Annotated in this window: 21 protein-coding genes; 11 read left to right on the plus strand and 10 right to left on the minus strand. The window is 70.2% G+C overall.

Features of this window, described 5'->3' with window-relative positions; all coding sequences use genetic code 11:
* Window positions 1–14: 14 nt before the first annotated feature.
* The 3 genes from AWQ71_RS15555 to AWQ71_RS15565 are packed head-to-tail and all read right to left on the minus strand — an operon-like array spanning window position 15 to window position 2,019.
* Window positions 15–707 carry a sirohydrochlorin chelatase gene (locus tag AWQ71_RS15555; protein ID WP_157570368.1) on the minus strand — a complete coding sequence of 231 codons (693 nt, stop codon included), beginning with the start codon at window positions 705–707 and terminating at the stop codon, window positions 15–17.
* A 41-nt stretch (window positions 708–748) separates the two neighbouring features.
* On the minus strand, window positions 749–1,054 hold the full coding sequence (locus AWQ71_RS15560; protein WP_067133430.1) for an urease subunit gamma: 306 nt from the start codon (window positions 1,052–1,054) through the stop codon (window positions 749–751).
* Between the two features lie 38 nt (window positions 1,055–1,092).
* The gene (locus AWQ71_RS15565; RefSeq protein ID WP_169806572.1) at window positions 1,093–2,019 is read right to left on the minus strand and encodes an urea transporter; all 927 of its coding nucleotides are present in this window, start codon (window positions 2,017–2,019) and stop codon (window positions 1,093–1,095) included.
* Window positions 2,020–2,258: 239 nt separating this feature from the next.
* Here AWQ71_RS15565 and AWQ71_RS15570 point away from each other — a divergent pair, with 239 nt between their 5' ends.
* The 3 genes from AWQ71_RS15570 to AWQ71_RS15580 all read left to right on the plus strand — a co-directional run bounded on the left by AWQ71_RS15570 (window position 2,259) and on the right by AWQ71_RS15580 (window position 4,977).
* On the plus strand, window positions 2,259–3,467 hold the full coding sequence (locus AWQ71_RS15570) for an ammonium transporter (protein ID WP_067133841.1): 1,209 nt from the start codon (window positions 2,259–2,261) through the stop codon (window positions 3,465–3,467).
* A gap of 266 nt (window positions 3,468–3,733) precedes the next feature.
* Window positions 3,734–4,618, plus strand: coding sequence for a hypothetical protein (locus AWQ71_RS15575; protein ID WP_067133434.1), 885 nt, complete (start codon window positions 3,734–3,736; stop codon window positions 4,616–4,618).
* Window positions 4,615–4,977, plus strand: a complete 363-nt coding sequence (locus AWQ71_RS15580; protein ID WP_067133437.1) for a GntR family transcriptional regulator — start codon at window positions 4,615–4,617, stop codon at window positions 4,975–4,977. The genes AWQ71_RS15575 and AWQ71_RS15580 overlap by 4 nt, the downstream gene beginning before the upstream one ends.
* Before the next feature lie 107 nt (window positions 4,978–5,084).
* On the opposite strand, the gene AWQ71_RS15585 is transcribed toward AWQ71_RS15580, so the two are convergent.
* The 4 genes from AWQ71_RS15585 to AWQ71_RS15600 form a co-directional block, all read right to left on the minus strand.
* A complete protein-coding gene (locus AWQ71_RS15585; RefSeq protein ID WP_084258918.1) occupies window positions 5,085–5,507 on the minus strand; it encodes a DUF3147 family protein in 423 nt (140 codons plus the stop codon).
* A complete protein-coding gene (locus AWQ71_RS15590; protein ID WP_067133444.1) occupies window positions 5,504–5,854 on the minus strand; it encodes a hypothetical protein in 351 nt (116 codons plus the stop codon). Before AWQ71_RS15590 ends, AWQ71_RS15585 begins: the two co-directional genes overlap by 4 nt.
* A 214-nt stretch (window positions 5,855–6,068) precedes the next feature.
* Complete coding sequence (locus tag AWQ71_RS15595) at window positions 6,069–7,160, minus strand: M20 family metallopeptidase (RefSeq protein WP_067133447.1); 1,092 nt, start codon at window positions 7,158–7,160, stop codon at window positions 6,069–6,071.
* A complete protein-coding gene (locus AWQ71_RS15600; RefSeq protein WP_067133450.1) occupies window positions 7,157–8,203 on the minus strand; it encodes a LacI family DNA-binding transcriptional regulator in 1,047 nt (348 codons plus the stop codon). The genes AWQ71_RS15595 and AWQ71_RS15600 overlap by 4 nt, the downstream gene beginning before the upstream one ends.
* 234 nt (window positions 8,204–8,437) lie before the next feature.
* Between AWQ71_RS15600 and AWQ71_RS15605 the strand changes: the two genes are divergently transcribed.
* From AWQ71_RS15605 to AWQ71_RS15630, 6 genes are read left to right on the plus strand one after another with little or no spacing between them, the layout of a single operon-like run.
* Window positions 8,438–9,418: a substrate-binding domain-containing protein gene (locus AWQ71_RS15605; RefSeq protein ID WP_084258919.1), complete on the plus strand. Its 981-nt coding sequence runs from the start codon at window positions 8,438–8,440 to the stop codon at window positions 9,416–9,418.
* Between the two features lie 50 nt (window positions 9,419–9,468).
* Window positions 9,469–10,308: an ATP-binding cassette domain-containing protein gene (locus AWQ71_RS15610; RefSeq protein ID WP_245658305.1), complete on the plus strand. Its 840-nt coding sequence runs from the start codon at window positions 9,469–9,471 to the stop codon at window positions 10,306–10,308.
* Complete coding sequence (locus AWQ71_RS15615; protein ID WP_218001796.1) at window positions 10,305–11,342, plus strand: ABC transporter permease; 1,038 nt, start codon at window positions 10,305–10,307, stop codon at window positions 11,340–11,342. The genes AWQ71_RS15610 and AWQ71_RS15615 overlap by 4 nt, the downstream gene beginning before the upstream one ends.
* A complete protein-coding gene (locus tag AWQ71_RS15620) occupies window positions 11,339–12,436 on the plus strand; it encodes a phosphotriesterase family protein (RefSeq protein ID WP_067133452.1) in 1,098 nt (365 codons plus the stop codon). Before AWQ71_RS15615 ends, AWQ71_RS15620 begins: the two co-directional genes overlap by 4 nt.
* A gap of 12 nt (window positions 12,437–12,448) precedes the next feature.
* The gene (locus AWQ71_RS15625) at window positions 12,449–13,198 is read left to right on the plus strand and encodes a glutamine amidotransferase (protein ID WP_067133455.1); all 750 of its coding nucleotides are present in this window, start codon (window positions 12,449–12,451) and stop codon (window positions 13,196–13,198) included.
* Window position 13,199: 1 nt separating this feature from the next.
* Entirely contained in the window at window positions 13,200–14,141 is a 942-nt protein-coding gene (locus AWQ71_RS15630; RefSeq protein ID WP_084258920.1) for a nucleoside hydrolase, read from the plus strand.
* Window positions 14,142–14,355: 214 nt separating this feature from the next.
* Here the strand turns inward: AWQ71_RS15630 and AWQ71_RS15635 are convergent, their stop codons facing one another.
* On the minus strand, window positions 14,356–15,480 hold the full coding sequence (locus AWQ71_RS15635) for a terpene synthase family protein (RefSeq protein ID WP_218001797.1): 1,125 nt from the start codon (window positions 15,478–15,480) through the stop codon (window positions 14,356–14,358).
* Between the two features lie 523 nt (window positions 15,481–16,003).
* Between AWQ71_RS15635 and AWQ71_RS15640 the strand changes: the two genes are divergently transcribed.
* Together AWQ71_RS15640 and hemC are read left to right on the plus strand one after the other, a co-directional pair.
* Complete coding sequence (locus tag AWQ71_RS15640) at window positions 16,004–16,468, plus strand: hypothetical protein (RefSeq protein ID WP_067133458.1); 465 nt, start codon at window positions 16,004–16,006, stop codon at window positions 16,466–16,468.
* Window positions 16,469–16,815: 347 nt separating this feature from the next.
* Complete coding sequence (hemC, locus tag AWQ71_RS15645; protein ID WP_067133461.1) at window positions 16,816–17,820, plus strand: hydroxymethylbilane synthase; 1,005 nt, start codon at window positions 16,816–16,818, stop codon at window positions 17,818–17,820.
* Window positions 17,821–17,930: 110 nt separating this feature from the next.
* On the opposite strand, the gene AWQ71_RS15650 is transcribed toward hemC, so the two are convergent.
* Together AWQ71_RS15650 and AWQ71_RS15655 are read right to left on the minus strand one after the other, a co-directional pair.
* Complete coding sequence (locus AWQ71_RS15650) at window positions 17,931–18,572, minus strand: GNAT family N-acetyltransferase (RefSeq protein ID WP_084258942.1); 642 nt, start codon at window positions 18,570–18,572, stop codon at window positions 17,931–17,933.
* Between the two features lie 418 nt (window positions 18,573–18,990).
* Window positions 18,991–20,037 carry a trypsin-like serine peptidase gene (locus AWQ71_RS15655; RefSeq protein WP_067133466.1) on the minus strand — a complete coding sequence of 349 codons (1,047 nt, stop codon included), beginning with the start codon at window positions 20,035–20,037 and terminating at the stop codon, window positions 18,991–18,993.
* Window positions 20,038–20,056 lie beyond the last annotated feature (19 nt).

Below are 20,056 nucleotides of genomic sequence, written 5' to 3' on the forward strand. Positions count from 1 at the left end.
CCCAGTTGTGCCTCTCAGTGGTGGTGGTCGTGCCGCGCGGACGGCGCGACGACGAGGCCGTCATCGTGGTGTTCATCCCACCGGTGCTCGGCGGCCGTGACCCGTTGCCCGATCAGTTCCTCCAGGGCGGCGGGGGAGAGCAGCGGACCCGAAGCGATCGTGCCCGGGGGTGTGGCGGGCTCGACGAACGATGCAGGGACGACGACCACCTGCCGGGCGCCGAGCAGGCGACATCGGGTCACGCCCTCGGCCACGTTCGGGTCCCCGCCGATCAGCGCGACCTCGACCCGGTGGCATCCGCTGTGCTCCCGGGCGAGCCGGGCCACCCGGAACAGCTCGGCGTCCTCGTCCGCCGTTGCCGCCGGCGCGACGATCAGGACCGCCCCCGCCTCGGGCTCCGGTACGGCGACCCGCCTGGCCGCGGCCCGGATCCACCCGACCAGGTGGTCCACCGTGGCGAGCGGGGGCGCGAGCAGTAGCTCACCCGGCTCGCGCTCCCGGCTGTTCCAGCGGAGCACCCGTGCGATGTCGGCGACGACCCCGGCGTCCCGCCCCAGGGTCATGGGGACGACGACGGCCGGCCCGCGAGTCAACGCGTGCAGCCCCGACCCGACGCCGGTCACCATCTCCCGGCAGAGCCCGCGCAGGGCGCCGCCGTACCCGCTCTCGTGCCCTCCGACGAGTACGACCTCGCGCCTCATCGTCACCGCGGCCGACCCCGCCGTTTCCGTCCGGACCGCCGTCACGCTCAGCCGCCGATGGGGTCGTGGCAGGAGACCAGCTTGGATCCGTCAGGGAAGGTCGCCTCGATCTGCATGAGCGGGAGCATCTCCCGCACCCCGTCCATCACGTCCGCGGAGCCGAGGACCTGCTTGCCCAGCTCCATGCAGTCGGCGACGCTCCTGCCGTCGCGCGCGGCCTCCAAGATGGCCGCGCTGACCATCGCGACCGCCTCGCTGTAATTCAGCTTCAGCCCGCGTGCCCTGCGCTTGGCGGCCAGGTCGGCCACGATGTAGATCAGCAGTTTGTCCAGCTCGCGCGGTGCGAGGTTCATGGGTTTCCCTTTCTCGCGTGCTTCCTCTTCCGCCCTCGTCATGTCCGGCGGAGCCGGGACAGCACAGGGATGGCGGCGAGGAACACCCAGGTGACGAGGACGAACGGCCAGGTGAGCGTGTGGCCGCCGAACGGCAGGAAGAAGTCGGTGATGGCCGCGGTCAGCGCCGTGGCCGAGGCCGCGCCGATCACCGCGAACAGGACGCCGAGCGGTGACAGGACGACGAAGACGCCGCAGAGCGCCATCGCCGTCAGGACGGCGTTGTAGCCGTACAGGCCGGCGGCGACGTCGGCGGCAGGTGCGCCCAGAGCCCAGGCGACGAACATGCCGAACAGGCTGGACAGGACCGCGGCGGCCGCGGCGACACGGCTCGCCATCAGCAGCCCGACCAGGAAGATGAGGCCGACGTACCACTTGTCCTGGAAAAAGACCTGACCGATCCCCCGGAACATGCCCTGCCAGACCTCGTTCCAGGACAGTGGGATGGCACCGCGCGTCGCCGACGGCGGCGGCGGGCCGATCCTGCCCTGCGCCACATGCCGGAAGGAGGAGGCGGCGAGCAGCATGACCGTGGTGATCACGCAGAACGGCGCGGTGAGTGTCGGCAGGCTGTACGGCGTCAGTACGCTGTTCATCGCCGACGTGAGCACGCTCCCGCCGATGCACCCGCCGATGGTCAGCAGCATGGTCACCCAGCTCGTCCCGAAGTACAGGACGAAGGCCACGCCGATGAGCGTGCCGGGAAAGCCTTCGAGGCCGAGCCTGACCCGGTCGGACGCGGCGCCGAACACGTACGCGGTGAGCGTGGCCACCCCCGAACCGAGCAGGCCGAACATCCCGTACTGCCAGCCGCCGACGAACAGGGCGACGATGAAAAGGATGCCGGCCCAGTAACTCGCCATGAAGTCGACCTGTCCGACGCCCCTGATCACGGGAAGCAGCGCGCTCAACGGCGGGCGTCGCATGGCCTCGACGAGCCGAGTTGGGGTCGCGGGTGTCAAAGAGTGGCCCCCCGGGAACGAGGACATGCCGTGGCGAGTGCGTGCTTTCTCGCAGGCTGTATTTCCTCGCAGCAGTGGCCGGACGCGCCCGGGACCATGAAGGGACCAGTTGCGGAGGAAGGCTTTGCTTTGCTCGTGCCTCGCCGATCCGCGCGGGAGGAAGGAACAGAAGGTGATCCTGCTCCGCTAAGCGAGGTTCCGTGATGCCGGTCGGACTCAACACAGGCGACTCCGCCTGGGTGCTGGTGAGCACCGCGATGGTGCTCCTGATGACCCCCGGCCTGGCGTTCTTCTACGGCGGCATGGTCCGCGCGAAGAACGTCTTCAGCATGGTCTTCATGAGCTTCGTCTCGATCAGCATCGTGACGATCATCTGGTTCGGCTACGGGTACGGCCTCGCGTTCGGCAAGGACGCGGGCGGGCTCGGGCTGATCGGCTGGGGCGACTTCCGCTTCGCGAACATCCTGCCGTCAGATCTCACCGGCAGGGTCCCGAAGTACGCCTACGCGCTCTTCCAGCTCACCTTCGCGATCATCACGGTGGCGCTGATCAGCGGCTCGGTCGCCGGACGCACCCGGGTCGGGCCGTGGATGGTCTTCTCCCTGCTGTGGTCGACCTTCGTCTACTCGCCGGTCGCGCACTGGGTGTTCGACCGTACGGGCTGGATCAACAAGATGGGGACGCTCGACTTCGCCGGTGGGCTGGTGGTCGAGCTCAACTCGGGCATGGCCGGGCTCGCGCTGGCGATCGCCCTGGGGCCGGGCATCCGCTACCGCCGCAGGGAACCGCCGGAACCGAGCAACATCCCGATGGTCATGATCGGTTTGGCCCTGCTGTGGTTCGGCTGGTTCGGCTTCAACGGCGGATCCGCGCTGGCGGACGGCAAGGTCGCGGTCAACGCCTTCGCGAACACGTTCATCGCAGGCTGCTCGGGGATGCTCACCTGGATGGCCGTCGAGTGGTTCAGGAAGCGGCGGCTCAGCAAGCTCGGCTCGGGCACCGGTGCCGTCGCCGGGCTGGTCGCCATCACGCCCTCATGCGCGTACGTGAACGTTGAGGGCGCCTTCGCGATCGGGATCTTCGCCGCGCTGCTCTGTTCGTTCGCGGTGCAGTGGAAGTTCGTGCTCGGGTACGACGACACGCTGGACGTGGTCGGGGTACACGGCGTCGGCGGCATCGTCGGCCTGCTCGCGCTCGGCTTCTTCTCGACCGGCTTCCTCGGTCGCGCCGGGCTGTTCTACGGCGGTGGGGGAGCGCTGCTCGGCAGGCAGGTCCTGGCGATCCTCGCGGTGATGTTCTACACCTTCGTCGTCACGTACCTGATCGGCAAGCTCGTAGACCGGACGCTGCGGCTGAAGGAGACGGAGGAGGAGCAGCTCGCCGGATCGGATCTCCAGTTCGGCACGGAGTGACGCTCACCGGGACCGGACGGCGGCGAGGTCGCCCCGGGGCACGGCGGCCGCGGGTCGTACTCGATCGCCAACTGCACCGCCTGGGCGGTCGCCGGATCGGTGGCCTCGGCCAGCAGGGTCAGCGCCATGTCGATCCCGGCCGATACGCCCGCCGCGGGCCGGGCGGGTGCGGCGAGCCGCCGGGCGGCGGATTTGTATCAGCGAGTTGCAACAAGCCGCCGATTGGGGCAGTCTTTGTGTCAACGGATTGATACAAAGGAGTAGGCATGGCGGCTGTGCTCGTCCTTCCCCTCACGGCGCTTCTCGTGCTCGTCGCCGTGCTTCTCGCGGTGCTGCTGTCGCTGAACCGGGTGGTACGCGTCCCGGCCGGCGGTGACGCGGCCGTGCTGCGCGCCACGTCGAGGCGGCTCCTGTGGCCCCGGCTGGCCGGGCTCGCCGCCGGAGTCGCGGCGTCCTGGGTCGTGTTCGCCTGGGACGGCCTCGGCCGGGGGCCGATGCTGGCGGCTCCCGTGCTGGGGGTGGGGCTCCTGGTCGGCACGCTGGCCGGCGAGCTGACCGTGCCGCGACCGCACGGTCCGGTCCGGGGGGCCTCGCTGGAGATCAGACGCGCCCGTGACTACCTGCCCGCATTCTCCGCGCCGCTGGCCGCGGTGCTGTCGCTGATCGCCGTCGTGCTGCTGACTGTCACCTCCGTCGCCGCCGCCGACGACGATCTCGGCCGGCCCGGGCGGGCGTTGGCGATGATCAGCGCCGACGGCACGGTGCGCAGCGCGGTGGGTCCGTGGCCCGGCTGGTTCTACGCGTGGCCGATGCTGGCCGTGCTGGCGGCGGCGTTCCTGCTCTCCGCTCTGGTCGTCCACCGGGTCGTCCAGCGCGGACGCCCCGGTCTCGACGCGGCGGCCAGAGCGGTGGACGACGCGCAGCGCGCCCACTCCGCTCGGGTCGTCACCGCGGCCTACGGCCTCTGCGTGGCCCTGCCGCTGGCCGGCGTCGCCGTCGTCGCCGCCGGTGCCCTCTTCCGGCAGAGCGACCTCGCCGGCTGGGCCGGGCCCGCCGGGTTCGCGGTGCTGGGGGTTGCCCTCATCGCCGTCGCCTCGGCCGTCTGGTACCTGGCTGAGCTGTTCTCCCGCCCCCGGATCAGGACGTCATGATCGAGGTCGACGTCACCAGTCCCTCGCCGCCGTACGAGCAGATCCGGGCACAGCTCGCTCAGCTGATCCGGTGCGGGGTGCTGGGCGCGGGCGCCCGGCTGCCGCCGGTCCGGCAGCTCGCCGCGGATCTCGGCCTGGCGACCGGCACGGTGGCGCGGGCGTACAAGGAGCTTGAGCAGGGCGGATACGTCACCGGAAAGCGTGGCGGCGGCACCCGTGTCCTGTCGCAACCCGAGCCCGGCCCGGCCCGGGAGGAGCTGATCAGGGAGCACGCCCGTGCCTACCTCGCCGAGGTGGTCCGGCTCGGCGGCACCGTCGAGGAAGCCGTCGCCGCTCTGACGAGACCGGCCGCCGAGTGATAGCCCTCGGGCACGCGCAGCCGGTCCCGCCGGATGGGCTTTCGCGCGGTTCGGCGCTGCCGGGGCCGCCGAGGGAAAGGCGACGACCGGCATGGCGGAACAGACGGTCAGCGACCGGATCCGGAGCGTCCGCGACGGAAGACGTCCCAGACGAGGAAGTACAGGGCGGCGGAGACGACCGCCCAGGCGCCGAGCCCGGCGAGCAGGGCGAGCGGCGTCGGGATCCGGGTCGCGAGCACCCAGACGCAGGCGGCGTACACGATCATGCCGGCCGCGCCGAGTATCGCGCCGCGCGCGTCCTGGGCAGCCGGCCTCCGGTTGTGCTCCTCATGCTGGATGAGCGTGAGCGTCGCCGCGAGGATGGCGGGGAAGGCCAGGAAGACCCCGCCGGTGACCTCGCCCCAGGCGCGGCCGATCAGCGCGGCGGCCACCGAGATCACCGCGCCGAAGACGAACCGCACCGCCATCTCACGCTTGGTGATCTTCTTCAGGTGTGCGGGCTCGACGCGGATCTTCATCGACGGGCTCATCCGACCACTGTGAGCAGCACTCGGCAGACGGTGGCCGTGGCGGCCCAGGCAGCGAGTGCGGCCACGGTGCCGACCGTCGCGCCCAGACGCGTGACCAGCGGGACGGCCGAGGCGCAGTAGGCCACCAGCGCGATCGCACCGGCGATCATCCCGAGGGCGGACTCCGCGACCGGCACGGCTCCATTGACCGCCATCGTGATGGTCATGCCGGCGAGCGCGATGGACGGGGCGGCGGAGAAGATCCCGGCGAACTGCTTGGGCATGACCAGCTCTCCGATCAGCGCGAACGCCATGACGAAGAGGCCGCCGCAGAGCCCCCGAGCGGCGAGCACCAGCACCTCGCCCAATCTCGCCTCCCACAGTCCGCCCGGCCGCCGGCCTCACCGTCCTCCGCCGGAACCGGCGCGGGGGAGGCACGCGGATACCACGCTCGCGCGCGGCGGACAGAAGATCCCGCCTTTGTAACACCCGTCCGGGCGATTCCGCCGGAGCCGTGCCGTACAGGTGACAGGCTTGGGCGGCCGATCACCGTTCCCGGACCCCGCCGCATGGCGGACGGCGTCAGGGGGCGAGCCGGGCCAGAGCTCCGGTGTAGATCTCGACGGCCTCCTCGATGCGCGAGATCACGCAGTACTCGTCGGTGACGTGGGCCTGCTCGGGCTCCCCGGGACCGCAGATCACGGCCGGCGTTCCGCCACCGGCGGCGACCAGGACGGACGCGTCGGTGAAGTAGCTGGCCGCGGGCCGGTCGCCCGGCGGCGTGGCCCCCGCCGCGAGCAGCGCCTGGACGAAGGCGTCGTCCGGGTCGGTCCACACGGCGGGCAGGTCGGTCAGCACCTCGAGGGAGGTCTCCTCGCCGAGGGCGCGCCCCAGCCGCTCGCGCAGCTCGGCGTGGTCCTGGCCGGCGACGGTGCGCAGGTCCACGGTCGCCTCGGCCAGGTCGGGGACGGAGTTCACGTTGATCCCGCCGCGTACCGTGCCGACGTTGGCGGTGGGGGCGCCCAGCCACGGGTGGGCGGGCACGCCGGGGTCGAACCGCTCCACCGCGCCGATCGCGCGGGCCAGCTTGTAGATCGCATTGTCCCCCAGATGCGGCATCGAGCCGTGCGCGGTGCGCCCGCGGGCGACCGCCTTGAGCCACAGCGCGCCCTTGTGCCCGAGCAGCGCCCGGTTGGCGGTCGGCTCGGCCACCAGCATCGCCCGCGCCTCGCCCACCATCCCGGTGGCGATCATGTCGATCGCGCCCTCGCACCCGGTCTCCTCGCCGGCGGTGAGGACGACCTCCAGGGCCGCCCGCGGGCCCGAGCCGCGCACGTGCCGTTCGGCGGCGACGACGAGCGCGGCCACCCCGGCCTTCATGTCGCTGGAACCGCGCCCGTAGAGGCGGTCGCCGTCCACCTCGGCGGCGTGCGGGTCATGCGCCCACGCCTGGCCGCCCAGCGGCACCGTGTCCAGGTGCCCGGTCAGGACGACCGGGACGCCGGCCCCCCAGCGGGCCACCAGTCCGGTGCGTCCCGGCGCGTACCGATGCTCCCGCACGTCGAAGCCCGCCGCCGACAGCCGCCGGGCGAGCGGCTCGGCGACCGCCGCCTCGCCGCCGCCGACCGAGTCGATCCTGATCAGGTCGCGGGCCAGCTCCACCGCCTCGTTCACGCGGTTCCCCTCCCCATTTCCGTTCCGTTCGCGCCGCCGGCGGCCACCGGTCGGCTGGTCTCCCGTACGACGAGCCGCGGGGCGATCGCGATGCGCTGGGCGGGCCTCGGGTCGCTCACCCGGACCTGCCCGAGCAGGCGCACCGCCTCGGCCGCCATCTCCTCGACCGGCTGCCGGACGGTGGTGAGCGGGGGGTCGCACATCGTGGCGTGGCCGACGTCGTCGAAGCCGACGACCGACATGTCGTCGGGCACCCGGACGCCGCCCGCCCGGAGCGCGCGCACCAGCCCCACGGCGATTTCGTCGTTGCCGCACACGACGGCGTCGGGCATGGTCGCGCCGTCGAGCAGCAGCAGGCGGCCCGCCTCGATGCCCCATTCGAGAGTGAACTCGCCGAGCAGCGGCGCCGTGGCGTTCACCCCGGCCCGGGCGGCGGCCCGCTCGAAGCCGGACAGGCGGGATCTGGCCGAGGAGTTCATCAGGCGGCTGCCCACGAACGTGACCGACCGCGCGCCGCCCGCGGCCACGTGCTCGACCGCCTGGGCCAGGGCGGAGTCGTCGTCCACGCCCACCCAGTCGGCTCCGCCGCCCTCGATGTGCCGGTCGACCTGGACCAGCGGGACGCGCCGGGCGGCGTTCAGCACCGCGGGTACGCTGGCCTCGATGTCACACGGGCTGATGATCAGGCCGTCCACCCGCCGGGCGAGCAGCGTCTCGAGCCGCCTGGCCTCGACGTCCGGCCGGTACTGCGACGCGCACAGGAGCAAATCGCGCCCGGTCTCCTGGAGCTGGTGCTCGACCGCCTCGACGATCGTGGTGAAGAACGGGTTGCCGATGCCAGGGACGATCATGCCGATCGTGCCCGTGGTCCGGTCACGCAGCGCCTTGGCGACCGCGTTCGGCTGGTATCCCAGCTCGGCGGCGGCGCGGGACACCCGCTCGGCGATCTCGGGGGTGACCTTGCGTCGCCCCGAGAGGGCGCGGGAGGCCGAGGCCACGGAGACGCCGGCCGCCCTGGCCACGTCGTGGATTGTCACGCCCATGGTGCCATCATTGTGTAATCGATTTCCCTGTCCTGTCGGGGACGGACGGCTTGTTGTCGATCTGTGATCATCATCACTGATGAGTTCAGCAGAACGATAGATCGTCGTGGGGCTTACGTCACCTTGACGCCCGTTTGTGCTGCTCGCTAGCATCCCAGAAATTGGTAATCGATTACCACACTCCCCACACTTTCACCTGCGGCTCCACTGGAGCGGCCCCCGAAAGGCTGTCTGATGGCACGATCCATTCGACTCACCCGCATCACCACGGCGACCGCAATCCTCGCGACCGGCCTGCTGGCCGCCGCGTGCGGTGGCACGGACGACTCCGGCTCCGCGGCCTCCGGCGGCGGTGACAAGCCGAAGGTCGGCCTCGTCCAGATCAACCAGCAGGCGATCTTCTTCAACGAGATGAACGCCGGCGCCGAGCAGGCGGCGAAGGAGGCGGGCGTCGATCTGACGATCTTCAACGCCAACGACGACCCCGCCAAGCAGAACGAGGCGATCGACAACTTCGTCCAGCAGCAGTTCGACGCCGTCGTCGTGGTCGCCATCGACGTCGAGGGCATCAAGCCCGCCGTCAAGATCGCCAAGGATGCCGGGCTGAAGGTCGTCGCGGTGGACGCCATCGTGGACTCCCCGTCCGTCGACACCCAGGTCGGCGTGGACAACGCGGACGCCGCCCAGAAGGCCGGCGCGTTCGTCAACGACTGGGCCAAGGCGCAGAACCTCTCCGAGCCCAAGATCGGCGTCGTCGGCGCGCTCAACTCGTTCATCCAGAACATCCGCAAGGACGACTTCGTCAAGACGGTCGAGGGCGCGGGCGCGAAGATCGTGCAGACGGTGGACGGCCAGAACAAGCAGGAGGCCGCCATGACGGCCGCCGAGAACCTGCTCACCTCCCGTTCCGACATGAACGTCGTCTACGCCACCGGCGAGCCGGCCCTCCTCGGCACCGTGGCCGCGGTCAAGTCGCAGAACGCGGCCGACCGGGTCAAGGTCTTCGGCTGGGACCTCACCAAGGAGGCGATCAGCGGCATCGACGCCGGGTTCGTCGCCGGTGTCGTCCAGCAGGACCCGAAGACCGAGGGCTACGAGGCGGTCAAGGAGGCCAAGGCCCTGGTCGGCGGCGCCCAGGCCAAGAAGACGATCGACGTGCCGGTGACGATCGTGACCAAGGACAACGTCGACCAGTACCGGGCCACCTTCAAGTGAGCGACGACACGGCACCGGCGACCGGACGGAAAGCAGAGGAGGTGAGACCCGTGGCCCCAGCGGACGGCGCCGCCGAGCGCACCGTCGACCGGGTGGTCATGCGCGACATCCGCAAGCGCTACGGAATGGTCGACGCGCTTCGCGGCGTGACGCTGCGCGTCGGCCCGGGTGAGGTGATCGGGCTCGTCGGCGACAACGCCGCCGGAAAGTCCACCCTGATGAAGGTGCTCGCGGGCGCGGTCGTGCCGGACTCCGGCGAGATCGTCTTCGACGGGCAGACGGTCTCGTTCGCCACGCCGCGCGACGCGCGCGAGCTGGGCATCGAGATGGTGTACCAGGACCTCGCCCTCTGCGACGACATCGACGTGGCCGGCAACCTGTTCCTCGGCCGCGAGCCCCGCAAGGCCGGCGGCCTGCTGCTCGACGTCGCGCGGATGCACAGGGACGCCCGTCAGCACCTGGACGCGCTGAACATCCGGATCCCGCTCACCGACATCCCGGTGGGCGGCCTGTCCGGAGGGCAGCGCCAGGCCGTGGCCATCGCCCGCGCGGTGACCTTCGGCCCCAAGCTGCTCATCCTCGACGAGCCCACGGCGGCGCTGGCCGTCGCCGAGGTCGAGACCGTGCTCGAACTGATCAAGACGGTCTCCGCGCAGGGCGTCTCGGTCATCCTGATCACGCACCGCCTGCAGGATCTGTTCCGGGTCTGCGACCGGCTCTGCGTGATGTACGAGGGCACCCTGCGGGCCGACCTCGACGCCCGGGCCACCAGCCTGGAGCGGCTCGTCTCCGAGATCGTCGCCCACGACCAGATCGACTCCGGCAAGAGCGACGCCGGAAAGGCCGACGGGCGGAAGGGGAACGACACGACCGAGGGAGCGCGACGGTGACCACGAGCGAGCCGACCACCACCGCAGGCAAGCCACCCGTCGTCAGCGAACGAGTCGTGACCACGCGCGCGGCCCGCGCCAACGCTCACATCGGCAAGCACGCGCAGACGATCGCGATCGGCGTCGTCCTGGTCCTCCTGCTGATCTTCTTCGCGTTCTCGGCGGACCGGTTCGCGACGACCGGCAACCTGCTCAACCTGCTGCGGCAGATCTCGCCGACGCTGATCGTCGCCATCGCGATGACGTTCGTGATCAGCACGTCCGGAATCGACCTGTCGGTCGGATCCACGGTCGCGCTGACGGGGTCGCTGCTGGCGATCGTGCTGCAGCACGGCTGGGACCCGACGCTGGCGCTCGTCGCCATCCTCGCGCTCGGCGCGCTGATCGGGTTCATCAACGGCTGGTTCTCGTCGTACCAGAACATCCCGCCGTTCATCGTCACCCTGGCCATGCTGTCGATCATGCGCGGCACCGCGCTGCGCGCCACCGAGGGGTACTCCACCCCGATCGACGGCGACCTGTGGATCGTCCAGCTCGGGCAGGGACGCGTCGCCGGGATCCCGGTGCCGGTCATCCTCGCCGTCGTGGTCGCGGCGGTCGGCTGGATCACCCTGACCCGTACGCCGTTCGGCCGGTACGTGATCGGCTTGGGCTCCAACGGCGAGTCGCTGCGCCGTACCGGCGTGAACACCCGCAAGGTCGGGCTGGCCGTCTACGTGCTGACCGGCCTGGCCGCGGCCCTGGCCGGCGTGCTGATCGCCACCCGGCTCAGCTCCGGCTCCTCGAACGCGGGGAGCGGCTTCGAGCTCGAAGTGATCACGGCCGTGGTGCTCGGCGGCACCAGCCTCTTCGGCGGCCGGGGCAGCATGCTCGGCACCATGCTGGGCGCGCTCACCCTCGGTGTCATCGCCAACGGCCTCGTGCTGCTGCATGTCTCGCCGTTCTACGTCCAGATCGTGCAGGGCGCGATCCTGCTGCTGGCCATCTTCGCCAACAGCAAGGTCTGGGCCAGATTCGGCGCGGTGCGCAAATGACCACGGGGGCGCGAGGCACCGGCGTCACCGTGACCACGGTGCTCGGCCCGGTGCCCGTCGAGGAGCTCGGCGTCACGCTCTGCCACGAGCACCTGCGCAACGACGGCGATCTGGCCTGGCACCCGGCGCCCGACGGCGACGCCGAGGGCGAGCTGATCGCCCGCGCGCCGGTGCGGATGGAGTTCCTCGGCCGGCTGCGTAACGACCCGTACCTCTCCCGCGACAACGTCTCCCTGGACGACACCGACGTCGCGATCGAGGAGGTGGCGCGGTTCGCCGCGCGCGGCGGGCGCAGCGTCCTCGAGGTCACCCCGGAGGGCCTCGGCCGCGCCCCGGCCGAGCTGGCCGCGATCGCCCGCGCCACCGGTCTCAACATCGTGATGGGCTGCGGCTTCTACTTGGAGCGCACCCATCCCGAGCGGGTCCGCGGCATGAGCGTCGCGGACATCGCCGCCGAGATCGAGCGCGACCTCACCGAGGGCGTGGACGGCGTGCGCGCGGGCGTCATCGGCGAGATCGGCGTCTCCCCGGACTTCACCACCGAGGAGGAGAAGGTCCTGCGCGCCGCCGCGCGGGCGCAGGCCCGCACGCGGGTGCCGCTGTCCGTGCACCTCCCCGGGTGGGTACGGCACGGCCACCGCGTGCTCGACGTCATCGCCGAGGAGGGCGGCCTGATCGAGGCCACCGTCCTGTCGCACCTCAACCCCAGCGGAGGGGACCGCGACTACCAGGTCGCGCTCGCCACCCGAGGCGCCTACCTCGGGTACGACATGTGCGGCATGGACTACCTCTACCCGGGCGAGGGCCAGTCCCCGTGCGACGAGGACAACGCCGCCGCGGTCGCGTGGCTGCACCGCGCCGGGCTGGGCCACCGGGTGCTGCTGTCCCAGGACGTGTTCCTCAAGACCATGCTGGTCCGCTACGGCGGCACCGGTTACGCGCACATCCTGACCCACTTCGTGCCGCGGTTGCACCGGCACGGGCTGACCCCCGCGGACACCACGCGGATGCTCGTGGACAACCCGCGCGACCTCTTCCTGGCCTTCGCGGCGCCAGGGAACCGCCACACTTCCGACACCATCGACACCCTCTAAGGAGACATCCTCATGACCCGCGTGCTTGTCGCCGGCGAATCGTGGGTGAGCGTTTCGACCCATTACAAGGGCTTCGACGCGTTCACCTCGACCACCTACCACACCGGTTTCGAGCCGCTGCGGGACGTCCTGGTCGCCGACGGCGTGGAGGTCGACCACCTTCCCGCGCACGACGTGCCCAAGCTGTTCCCCGGGACGCTCGACGCCCTGTCCGCGTACGACGTCATCGTGCTCTCCGACATCGGCGCCAACAGCATCCTGCTGCACCCCGACACCTGGCTGGCCTGCGGCAAGACCGTCAACCGGATCGAGCTGCTGGCGGAGTGGGTTGAGCAGGGCGGCGGCCTCGCGATGGCGGGCGGCTACCTGAGCTTCCAGGGCTTCGAGGCCAAGGCCGCCTACAGCGGCACCGCCGTCGAGCGGGTGCTGCCCGCCCGGATCTCCCGGTTCGACGACCGGGTGGAGACGCCGCAGGGCGTGCCCGGCGCCCTCGCCGACGGCTCGCACCCGATCACCGCCGGCCTTCCCGCGGAATGGCCCGCGCTGCTCGGGTACAACCGGTTCGAGGTGCCGGAGGACGCGACCCTCCTCGCCACGGTCGGCGGCGACCCGCTGCTCGCCGTACGCGAGGCCGGGGCCGGCCGTACGCTCGCCTGGGCGTCGGACATCGCGCCGCACTGGTGCCCGGACGAGTTCATGGCGTGGGACGGGTATGCCACCCTGTTCACCCGCGCCGTACGGTGGCTGGCCAAGGAGATCTGACGTGCCCATCCCGGTGATCCTGGACTGCGACCCCGGCCATGACGACGCCATGGCCATTCTGCTCGCGGTGGCGAATCCGGCGATCGACCTGCGCGCGGTGTCCACCGTCGCGGGCAACCAGACCGTCGAGAAGACGGCGCTCAACGCCCGGCGGATGCTCAGCCTGGCGGGGGTCACCGGGGTGCCCGTCGCGGCCGGCTGCGACCGGCCGCTGACCGGGACCCTGGAGATCGGCGACTACGTGCACGGGGAGAGCGGGCTGGACGGCCCGGCGTTCGGCGAGCCGGACGTGCCCCTCGACCCGCGGCACGGCGTCGCGCTCATCCACGACACGCTCGCGGCGGCGGACGAGCCCGTCACGATCGTGGCGATCGGGCCGCTGACCAACATCGCGACCCTGCTGCGGCGCCACCCCGAGGACCGGGAGCGGATCCGCGAGATCGTGATCATGGGTGGCTCGACCGAGCGGGGCAACCACACCCCGTACGCCGAGTTCAACATCGTCACCGACCCGGAGGCCGCCGCCGAGGTCCTCGGCAGCGGTGTCCCGACCACGTGGGTGGGGCTCAACGTCAGCCACCAGGCGCTGGTCACCACCGACGTGCTCGACCGCATCTCCACGCTCGGCACCCCGCTGGCCCGCGTCTGCGTGGAACTGCTCACCTTCTTCGGGTCGAGCTACCACCAGGCGTGGGGCTTCGAGGCGCCGCCGCTGCACGACCCGATCACCATCGCGTACCTGATCGACCCGCAGGTCATGACGTACGCGCGGGTGGGGCTGCGGATCGAGGTCGAGGGCAAGTACACCCGGGGCGCCACGGTCGCCGATCTGCACGGCCGGATGGACTGGGAGCCCAACGCGAACGTGGGCCTGGTCCTCGACCGCGACCGCTTCTGGGACCTGATGATCGGCGCGATCGAGACGCTGGGCGCCGCGAAGTAGCCCAGGACCTGTAGGGACGTCTTTCGGGGATCCTCCGGGATCACCCGGTGTGCCGAGAAGGCTCACGCCGAGAGAACCGGCCCGTCTCCCTTGCCGGGGGAGGCGGGCCGGCGTCTGCTTGACCCTGACCATGCGTAAGGCCCCGCACCATCGCCTACGCCGAAAACTTCGCGGGCTGGCCCAGCGCGAGCTCGTCCCGCCGGCGGCGACGCCATCAAGCCCGTGCTTCCGGGCGGCTCCCGAAATCGCGGAGAAACGCGTCCCGTTCCCACGTGGACAGCAGGCTCGAAGGGATCGTGAGGTCCCGCGCGGAATCCTGGCCGTGCGAGCCGGCGGCGGGCCGGTACCGATCGGTGTCCCTGTGCCAGCGGTACGAGCCGGCAGCCCAGCCCTGGATGGCCTGGGCATGCCGCAGGACGGCACGCTGAGTCTCAGGATCCGCATGCAGATCATGCAGCGCTTGCGGGAGGTCAGTCTCGACATTCGCTTCGAGTGTCCTGACCCGGCCCGTCAGGATGCGGTCGACGAAGGAGACCGCATCGTTGAGGGAGACACCGAGAAGTTCCTGGGCCACGTGCACGATGTTGTTCCTCGCGACGCCCTCGCGGACCTCCTTGGGATAGGACACGATGTCGTTGTGCAGATCGACCGTGTCCCGGAATGAGTCGATCAGCACAGTGAACGGCCGGGTGCCCCGGATGTCATCGGGGATCTCCCAACCGAGTGAGTGCTCCATCAGTAGTGCGCTGCACCCGGCCGCCCCGTAGTCGCGGCGCATCTCGGTCTGCTCGATGAGGTCGGGAGACCGGTGGCGTTCGAGGTTATCTGTCTCCCACAGCGATGCCTCCAGGAACTGCCGTACGGACCTGGTGTACAGCAGGCGCCACGGAATCGACGCCGAGGGCGCCGTGCGGCGCCACAGGTCGGCCAGCGCACGTTCCACGGGATGCTCGGGGGGTGGCACCAAGCCGGGTGTCATGATCGGCATGAATGCCATCAGCCGCTCGATACGTCGCAGGATCTGCTCCCGGTTGCCGAGAGCTTCACACCCGGCGTTGAAGACGTCGTCCAGGCACCAGATGAGGCTGTGCCAGCCAGACAACAGCTCCAGCCCCTCGGCACAGGCATGGGGATAGGTCCAGGCGGTGAACCGGGTGAAGTCCGCCCGGTCGAAGGTCTCCGCACTCCAGCCGCCGTGGTGTGAGTCGGTGCCCAGCGGCTCAAGCAGCCCCACAGCGCATGCCCAGGCGCGAACGCGCGGGCGGACGGCCTCCAGGTGCGGATTCACCCTGGCCCGGAACGGCATATAGAACACGGGGAGCTGGAAGGCGTCCGTCAACGCGGCCTCCTGGATGGCGCCGTCAGTTCGGGGTCACGCCCGCTGGAGAGCGGTGGGTTGCCGGCAGGCGGATCAAGGAGCGCGATATCGCCGGTGAGGCTACCCGGTGCGTCCGGTGGGTAAACAAGGCCGCTGGTTTCCAGCTTCGATCGGGTGGCGGGTCGTGGCGGCACATTCCCGGTCGGCCCGGAATCGTCTGATCGGACGAACGTCCGGCGGCGGGGCGGGCGGGCCGAGGCGCGGCCAAGGCTTACCGGGCCGGTAAGAAGCCCCGTCACGCGGACTCTCGCTGCGCGCCTTCCAGCCAGATCACGATCAGACCGCGATCCGGGCCACCGCTGATCAATAAACACGACAAGAGCTGCCTAAGAACGGAATGGCGGTGTTTGTCGTCTCACGGCGCCGGAGATCCACACGATGCGGAAATAGCCCCATCGAGGGTTATCCGGGGCAATCTTCGGCATGGATGGCGGAGATGCTCGAGCGTCTAGAGGAATCGATTCCTTTTCGGGGGAGAATCGCTATGTCCAAGTTCAAGAGTCTCGTCGGGCTGCTCGCCGTGGGCGCCGCGTTGACCGGTGGGGCGGTCGCGCTGGGCGCCGCTACCACCGTCACTGCGGCGAGCGCCGCCATCGTCCAGGCCGGCGGCTACATCCCCCCGCCGGCCCCGGTGGTGAAGCACGTAACGGTGGCGAAGCCGGTCACGGTGACGAAGCCGGTCACCGTGACGCCGTCGGTCAGCTTCCCCAGATGGGAGAGCAGCCGCAACCGCAACCACAACCGCAACCACAACCGCAACCACCAGCGGCAGCGCGGCGACCAGCGCCAGCAGCAGCGTCAGCGCCAGAACGTCATCAACAACATCCGGATCCGCCAGCCGGAGGTGCGGCGGGAGCGCGAGGTCAGGGAGGTCAGGGAGGACCGGGGCTTCGACTTCCCGGCCCAGGCCCCGTTCAACGGGTTCATCGGGGACGCAGGGCTGAACTAGTCGGTCTCACTTGCCGGCTCGTAGAGGAGCCGGCCTGCTGATCTACACCAGAGCGCCCCGCCACCCTTCGCCAGGGTGCGGGGCGCTCGACTGTGTGCGCGGCCCTGCCGCGGGGGCCGGCCTGTTCAGCCTCCACGGCATCACCAAGATCAAATAGGCCGTCCAAGCTATCGGTTCGTAAGCCCCGCTCAGCGGCCTCCATGGGGAGGCGCAAACCGGAGGCCGCCTTCCAAGTAGTCCGCTCGCCGTGCCGCCGCCGTCACGGCGAGCGGACTACGTTCCGTAGTGACAGTTCGCTACATGGCGACCGACCGTCACCGGAAACGACTGGGAAAGCGACCTCACCCATGACCGATGGCCCGCCCGATGTGCTGCTCTCCCGATTCGCGGAGAGTCCGTTGCGCATCGGCACCCGCACGTCCGCCCTGGCCCGGGTCCAGGCCGAGCACGTGGCCACGCTGATCGGCACGCACGTGCCGGGCATCCAGGCGGTGATCGTGCCCACCCAGGTCAGCGCCGACCTGTGGCCCGGTGACCTCGCCGAACTCGGCGGCAAAGGCGCGTTCAGCAAGGAGATCGACCGCGCACTCGTGTCCGGCCAGATCGACGTGGCCGTCCACTGCATGAAGGACGTCCCCGGAGACGTCCCCCTCGCCGAAGGCACCTCCTTCGGCGCCTACCTGCCCCGCGACGACGTCCACGACATCGTCGTGACCCGTGACGGCACCCCGCTCGCCGAGATACCCGCAGGATCCCTGATCGGCACCAGCTCGGTACGCCGTCGCGCCCAGCTCGCCATGTACCGGCCCGATCTACGCACCGAACGCATCCGCGGCAACATCGACACCCGCCTGGCCAAGCTCGAAGAGAACGACAGCCGCTACGCCGCACTGATCCTCGCCCGCGCCGGCCTGAAGCGACTCGGCATCCTCGGCCGGCATCACCACGAGGTCCTGCCCGTGAAGTTCCACCCCTCCGACGCCGGTGTCGTCTCCATGGTGCCCGCGGTCGGCGCCGGGGTCATCGGCGTCCAGGCCCGCCAGGCGGACACAGCCGTCATGCGGCTGCTGGACGAACTCAACGACGACGCGACCGCGCGGCACATCCTGGCCGAGCGGACGATGCTGCACCTGCTCCGCGGCCACTGCAACAGCCCCATCGCCGGATACGCCTCCACCACGGCCGACGGTGCGCTCTCGCTGTTCGGCATGGTGTTCAACCGCGACGGCTCGCAGTTCGTCCGCTCGCACGCCTGGGGCGGGGCCGACGACCCGGCCGCCCTCGGCTCCCGCGTGGCCGCCGACCTGCTCCATCAGGGCGCCGGCCGCCTGATCGCCGCCACCCGCAAATGACCACGCAACCGGCAGCGGACGGATGCGGCCCCCGCCTCCGGTGACTGTTCCAGATCGAGCCCCGGTCCTCGATGGCGGCCGTCCGCGCCGCGCTGGCATGAGCGGATGTGTCAGAGGCCGAACATCGGGCGGCAGGCTGCCATCCCGTCAACCCTTACCGGGGGCCGGTTCTGCTGAGTCCACTTCTGTCTGGTGAGCCGTAGACGGTCGGATACGACGGCCTCGTCACCGCGGGCGTCAACCGAGACGCCGTCGTGCTCGTAGCCGAGCTTGCGGGACACGCGCTGAGAGGCGTGGTTGTCCTGGAACACTTCGGTGCGTGCGGCACGCGCGCCGAGGTGATCGAAGGCCAGGGTGAGCAGGCCGGTCCGAGCCTCGGTTCCGTAGCCCTTGCCGTGGTGTTCGATGCCCAGCCACGAGGACGTTGTGACCTCCCGAACGACTGGGAAATCGCGTGCTCGAAGCGTGACCGCGCCAAGAGGTTGGCCGCTGTGGAAGACCCCGAGTCCGAGCTGCCACGCTGCCACGTCCCATTCTGCGAGCTGGCTCCAGTGTCCCTGGAGCACAGACCGTGCTCGATCCTCGGGACCGCCTTCGGTCCATGGAGTCAAGAACGGGCGCTCGTCTGCCCGGTGCACGCCCTTGGCTGCGAGATCTGCGAGTGCCGCCAGCTCTTCCCCGCGCGGCAGGCGGAGTTCAAGTCGTGGGGTGAAGATGGTCAGTCCGTATTGGGGCCACAGGTCGGCAAGCACGGGCCGGATCATTACGGCTCAGTCCGCGCCGCGCAACTCGATTACCGCCGAGATCAGAATTGCCATCGCCATGTCAGCGCGTCGCCATCGGGTGCGACATTGCCCCGTTGAGCCGCAGTGCTGAGAACCGCGCCGGCCAGGTCGGGCGCAGGCTGCCAAGGCGCCAGAAGGGGGCGCGGCCGGTCGTCTGACCCGGCGGGCGCCCCCTTCTTTTCCGCCCCTGAGGGTTTGGATCCCGCGGATCTCGAACTCCATCGCGCTCCCCAAGCTGGGGTGCTGCGACGACCGCTAGAACGGCAGTCAGGCGACGGGATGCCATCGTGCGTGTGGCCTCAATCCTCGGCCGGCCCCGGTCCATGGGTGAGCCGTACTGGCCGCGGCCGATCGGTATGCGAACCCGGCCGTGCCCGGCGGCCGTCTATACGATGGGGCCGGTCCAGTACCCGAAGGTCGCGCGGTAGACCGCGTACACCTCGCTGTCGAAGTACGGCGAGACGCTGGTGTCGTAGCGGTTGTCGCCGTCGGTGTCGGAAACGCCGATGGTGATGCCGTTGAGATAACCCGCGCCGTTCTCGCTGTCGCCGTAGTCGAGCAACCATGAGGAGCCGAGGGATCCTTCACCGGGGAAGGGCGAGTCGACGCCGATGAACCGGTCGGCGGGGAGGTCGGAGAGTGTCATGGCGAATGTCGGCCCGGTAGACCGTTCGAGGACCTGACCTGTGTAGGGCGGCTGCGTTCCGTCCGGGTTGGGGCCGGCCGGGTAGCCGAAGACGTCGGTGGATGAGCCCGTCGTCCGGTTGTAGGCGAAGCCCTGCCCGCCGACGTTGTCGACCAGGTTCCCGATGCTGGTCAGTGCGCCGGTGGATGACGAGATGACGCCCTTGTATACATTCACGAAGGCGAAATCGCGGTCGTAATCGGTGTACGCGTCGAAGTCGTCGTGGACGAAGGCATACTTTCCGACGTACAGGCTCCATGGGGTCGCGCCCTCCGAGTAACCCGGAACGAAGACCCATTTGTCCAGAGTGACGGCACTGCTCTGGGTGTCGTATACGCAGTGACCTGCTGTGGCGACGACGTTGTGGAAGGACGAGGTCATGGCGGTGCCCGTACACCAATGCGGCTGACCGTCAGCGCCGATGAAGAACACCTTTCCCCAGGTTGTGGGCGTTTCCCCGTCAGGCGGGACCTGGCTTGGCAGAGGAGGGACCTGGCCGGGCTCGCCGTCCGGGACGATGGGAGTGGACACGCGCTCTCCGTGAACCACGGTCTGCACGGCGTAGGGCGTGGCGTTCTTCAGGTTGGCGCCCCCATCGGCGAGCCAAAACGTCGCTGCCTCCTGAGCGGACGACGCGGTCGAGGCCAGAGAGGTCCTCACCGGGCTCGCGGCCTGAGCCGGCGCGGCAACGACGGTGGATCCCAGCAGACCTAAGCCGACACCTAACGCGACCAGTGCGCGCCTCATAATCGATCTCCCTGTCCAG

Origin of the sequence: Microtetraspora malaysiensis, from assembly GCF_001528665.1 — a bacterium.
Classification (GTDB): domain Bacteria; phylum Actinomycetota; class Actinomycetes; order Streptosporangiales; family Streptosporangiaceae; genus Microtetraspora_A; species Microtetraspora_A malaysiensis.

Coding starts and splice junctions, on each gene's coding strand:
- AWQ71_RS15560 (WP_067133430.1), bottom strand. CDS start 1,054: ATGAACCTCGCACCGCGCGAGCTGGACAAACTGCTGATCTACATCGTG.
- AWQ71_RS15565 (WP_169806572.1), bottom strand. CDS start 2,019: ATGCGACGCCCGCCGTTGAGCGCGCTGCTTCCCGTGATCAGGGGCGTC.
- AWQ71_RS15570 (WP_067133841.1), top strand. CDS start 2,259: ATGCCGGTCGGACTCAACACAGGCGACTCCGCCTGGGTGCTGGTGAGC.
- AWQ71_RS15575 (WP_067133434.1), top strand. CDS start 3,734: ATGGCGGCTGTGCTCGTCCTTCCCCTCACGGCGCTTCTCGTGCTCGTC.
- AWQ71_RS15580 (WP_067133437.1), top strand. CDS start 4,615: ATGATCGAGGTCGACGTCACCAGTCCCTCGCCGCCGTACGAGCAGATC.
- AWQ71_RS15585 (WP_084258918.1), bottom strand. CDS start 5,507: ATGAGCCCGTCGATGAAGATCCGCGTCGAGCCCGCACACCTGAAGAAG.
- AWQ71_RS15600 (WP_067133450.1), bottom strand. CDS start 8,203: ATGGGCGTGACAATCCACGACGTGGCCAGGGCGGCCGGCGTCTCCGTG.
- AWQ71_RS15605 (WP_084258919.1), top strand. CDS start 8,438: ATGGCACGATCCATTCGACTCACCCGCATCACCACGGCGACCGCAATC.
- AWQ71_RS15620 (WP_067133452.1), top strand. CDS start 11,339: ATGACCACGGGGGCGCGAGGCACCGGCGTCACCGTGACCACGGTGCTC.
- AWQ71_RS15625 (WP_067133455.1), top strand. CDS start 12,449: ATGACCCGCGTGCTTGTCGCCGGCGAATCGTGGGTGAGCGTTTCGACC.
- AWQ71_RS15640 (WP_067133458.1), top strand. CDS start 16,004: ATGTCCAAGTTCAAGAGTCTCGTCGGGCTGCTCGCCGTGGGCGCCGCG.
- hemC (WP_067133461.1), top strand. CDS start 16,816: ATGACCGATGGCCCGCCCGATGTGCTGCTCTCCCGATTCGCGGAGAGT.
- AWQ71_RS15655 (WP_067133466.1), bottom strand. CDS start 20,037: ATGAGGCGCGCACTGGTCGCGTTAGGTGTCGGCTTAGGTCTGCTGGGA.